Origin of the sequence: uncultured Demequina sp. (assembly GCF_913055775.1) — a bacterium.
Taxonomy (GTDB): Bacteria; Actinomycetota; Actinomycetes; order Actinomycetales; family Demequinaceae; genus Demequina.
Map to the genome: position 1 here is coordinate 1 of NZ_CAJXJX010000184.1, position 3,584 is coordinate 3,584.

General features: G+C 71.3%; 4 protein-coding genes. 2 read left to right on the forward strand and 2 right to left on the reverse strand.

Annotation, left to right across the window (positions count from 1 at the left end):
- Window positions 1–763, forward strand: a 763-nt coding sequence (locus QZ483_RS13140; protein WP_297084754.1) for a family 43 glycosylhydrolase, incomplete at its 5' end; no start/stop codon positions are given.
- A gap of 8 nt (window positions 764–771) precedes the next feature.
- Window positions 772–1,512 carry a YesL family protein gene (locus tag QZ483_RS13145; RefSeq protein WP_297084756.1) on the forward strand — a complete coding sequence of 247 codons (741 nt, stop codon included), beginning with the start codon at window positions 772–774 and terminating at the stop codon, window positions 1,510–1,512.
- Window positions 1,513–1,545: 33 nt separating this feature from the next.
- Here QZ483_RS13145 and QZ483_RS13150 read toward each other — a convergent pair whose 3' ends face one another.
- Window positions 1,546–2,538, reverse strand: a complete 993-nt coding sequence (locus QZ483_RS13150; protein WP_297084760.1) for a LacI family DNA-binding transcriptional regulator — start codon at window positions 2,536–2,538, stop codon at window positions 1,546–1,548.
- Between the two features lie 29 nt (window positions 2,539–2,567).
- Window positions 2,568–3,584 (reverse strand): glycoside hydrolase family 127 protein (locus QZ483_RS13155; protein WP_297084758.1); only part of this gene is annotated, 1,017 nt, incomplete at its 5' end.

A 3,584-nucleotide genomic window follows, 5' to 3' on the forward strand; every position in this document is an offset into this window, starting at 1 on the left:
CGCTCCGGCGGTGTCGCTCGGCACGCTCATCGCCCGCCGGCCTCGCTCGGTGGACACCGCGATCGAGGGGCCGTACGTGATTCCCCGTCCCGGCGGCGGCTGGGCGCTGATCGTCTCGTACGATTCGCTCGCGTCGACCTATCACGTGCGCGTCGCGGTCGCGGATGACCTCTACGGCCCCTACCGCGACCACGAGGGCCGCGAGCTGACGGACCTGGATGCCGACCCGGAGGCTACGGGTCTCACCGTGCTCGCGAGCCACCGCCTCGAGGGTGCGCGGGGCCTGCTTGCCCCAGGCCACGCGTCGGTGCTGACTGAGCCCGGACGTCAGCTCCTGGTGCACCACACGCGCTTCCCGGACGACCCGCTCCAGCATGAGGTCCAGGTGCGACGGCTCGTGTGGAGCCAGGGAGGGTGGCCGCTCGTCTCGATCCAGCCGTGGGCGGGAGCCGCCGAGAACGACGACGAGGCGACCTGGCCCACCGACGTCACCGGACTGCTGGGCACCTGGGAGGTCGTCGACTGGTCGGGTCCCACGCAGCAGGTCGCCGCCTCCCGCGAGATCGAGGTGACGGCCGATGCGCTGGCCGGGCTGGTCCCGCACGGCCGGGGACGCTTCACGCGGGACACCGGTGCAGCGGACGGAGGACCCGTCGACGCGGTGGTCTTCCCTGCGTGGGACGCCGCGCGCGGCCGGTCGACGCTGAGTTTCGCCGCTCGCGGCCCTGCGGGCACCGTCGTCGTCGGCACCCGGGTGGGATGATGACCATCGTGGCCACGGAACGCGAGCCGAGGGGTGACGCCGAGCGCGTCGGGCCGCTCGAGGGCGCCCCGGCGGACTCGCAGGAGATCCCCGGGTGGTCGGGCCGGATCATGGTGTGGCTGCGCGTGGTCGCTCAGTTGGTGGGCATCCAGGTGCTGATGATCGTGGGCACCGTGCTGGGGCTGGTAGTCGCGGGACTGGGCCCGGCTCTCACGTCCGGCAGTGCGCTGCTCGCGCGGCTGAGGTCGGGCGATGCGTCCGATGCGCTGTGGCGTGACTTCTGGACCGAGTACCTTGCCCATTGGCGCCGTGCGTCACTCGTGACGGCGCCCGCCATTCTTGCGATCGCGCTGGTCTGGTACGAGCTGCTCGTGCTCCAGGCCTACGGCAGTGGAGCGCTCACCGCGATCCTGACGGGCGCATCGGCCGCCGTGGGGCTGTGCGCGATCGCCTACCTGTCCTACGCCCCCCATGTCCTGCGTCGCTATGACGACCCAGCGTTCAGGACCGCCCGGTTCCTGCTGGTGGGGCCGCTCGTGTCGCCCCTCACCGCGCTCGGCTGCATGGTCACCGGTGTCGCGCTGCTCGTGATCGGGCTGCGCTTCCCGCTGCTGCTGGTGCTCGTCGGGCTCGCGATCCCGGTGCTGCTCACCGGACTGCTCGTCGACCGCTTCCTCGACAGGGTGGACGCGCGCCATGACGGCGAGGACGAGCCCTCGGACGGCGACGACACGTCCACCGCCGCCTGACAGAGCCGCGCCACTTGCACAGCCGGCGACAGGTCAGTCCGCGGTGGACTCGCGCGCTTCCAGCGTGAAGTCCGCGACTACCCGACGGAACGGCTCCGCCGAGCCCGCGATGCGCTGCATCAGCAGATCGACGGCCGTGTCCGCGATCTGCTCGCGACCCGGCGCGATCGAGCTCAGGGTGGGCGCGGAGTAGGCCGCCTCTTCCGTGTCGTCGAAGCCCACGACGGCCACCTTGCGTGGGATGTCCACGCGCCGGGCGTGCAGGGCGTGCAGAGCACCCAGCGCAAGAGCGTCGTTGAGGCCGAACACGGCGTCGAACTCCGTGCCCGCGTCGAGCAGCTGGTAGACGCAATCGGCGCCGGTGGCGCGATGCCACAGGCCGCCCTCGATCACGAGGGCGGGGTCGAACGGGATGCCGTTGGCGGCGAGAGCGGCCTGGTATCCCAGTACGCGCAGGGCCGCCGAGCCCATGGTCTCGCCCGCGTGGGCACCCGCGACGGCGATCCGGCGCCGCCCCCGGTCGATGAGGTGCTGCGTCGCTGCTCGGGCGCCGTCGACGTTGTTCATGGTGACGTGGTCCCAGTCGCCGCCGAAGATGCGTTCGCCGAGCACGACGAGCGGGTAGGGCACCTTGAGTTCGTCGGCGTCGTCGGGCCCGAGTCCGAGCGGTGAGAAGATCAGCCCGTCGGTGAGCTGGCGGCGCTCCGAGGTCAGCACGTCGAGCTCGTGCTGGCGACTCGCGCCCGTCTGCTCGATCAGCACGACCAGGCCCCGCGCCTCGGCCGCTCGCATGACCGAGTCCGCGAGCTCCGCGAAGTAGGGGAGCGACAGCTCGGGGACAGCGAGCCCGATGATGCCTGTCGTGCCCTGGCGCAGGTTCCGAGCCGCCAGGTTCATCCGGTACCCGAGCTCGTCGATGGCCTTCTGGACCTTCTCGCGGGTCGCGGGGCGGATGTGCGGATAGTCATTGACCACGTTGGAGACGGTCTTGACGGAGACGCCCGCGCGCTGTGCGACGTCCGTCATGGTGACGGTTGTCTTCGCCGGTACGTCAGTCACGCGCGTGATGCCTCCTCGTCGAGCGGGATCCATACCCGCATCGCACCCGCGCCGCGGTTCGCCCATCGGGCATACGGGATGGCCCTCAGGTTGATTCTGCCTGGAAGCATGCCAGATGAGTGGGCGCCACGCGCCCGGCGCGGTGCCGCGGTGCCGAGTGGCGCGCCCGCAGCCGATCGCACGATCGCTTCCGTGAGGAGCGTGACCTCGGTCCGCAGGGACGTCAAGGCGGGCCCGGTGCGCACCGGCGTAGCGGGGTCGAGGCGGATGTCCTCGACCGCGACGCCCGGCGGCAGGTCGGACTGCTCGATGCAGTACACGAGCGGCCCGCGACGCAGCGCGACGCAGCCGCGCACCGCGTCGACGCGCGGGTGGGGATCGAGCATCTCGACGGCCATGGGGAGGGTGAGGACGATGCGGTCGCCGTCGTCGGTCGGCACGCGGAGGTAGCCGTCGGCATCGCTGCGGGCCGATGCGGTGGTCCCGTTCACCTCGACCGTCGGCTCAGTCGCCCAGGCCGGGATGCGCAGAGCGAGCTCCTCGAGCGGACCGGCGACGTCGATCGTGATGGTGCCGTCCCAGGGGTATTGGGTGTCGATCGTCAGCGTGGAGCGGCCAAGGGCGATGGTGCCGGAGGCGTAGAGGTGCACGCGCGCCGAGGTCTCCGTCCCGGTCGCGACATACGCGCCGAGCGACGCGACCAGGCGCGCGAGGTTGGGCGGGCAGCACGCGCACGCGAACCAGTCGAGTCGCTCCGACGGCGAATACTCGCTGGAGCCGTCGTGCCCCGTCCGCAGTTGCAGTGGGTTGGAGTAGAAGAAGCGCACACCGTCGATCCCGGTGGAGGACGCGATGCCGTTGTAGAGGGCACGCTCCATGGCATCGGCGTGGCGGGATTGCCCCGACGCGAGCAGCATGCGCCAGTTCCACTGGAAGGACGCGATCGCGGCGCAGCTCTCCGCATAGGCGCGGTCCGGCGGCAGCTCGAACGGATCGCCGAAGGACTCGTCCTT

Excerpts from the sequence above, each read along its gene's own strand:
- QZ483_RS13150 (WP_297084760.1), bottom strand. The coding sequence starts at position 2,538 with ATGACGGACGTCGCACAGCGCGCGGGCGTCTCCGTCAAGACCGTCTCC.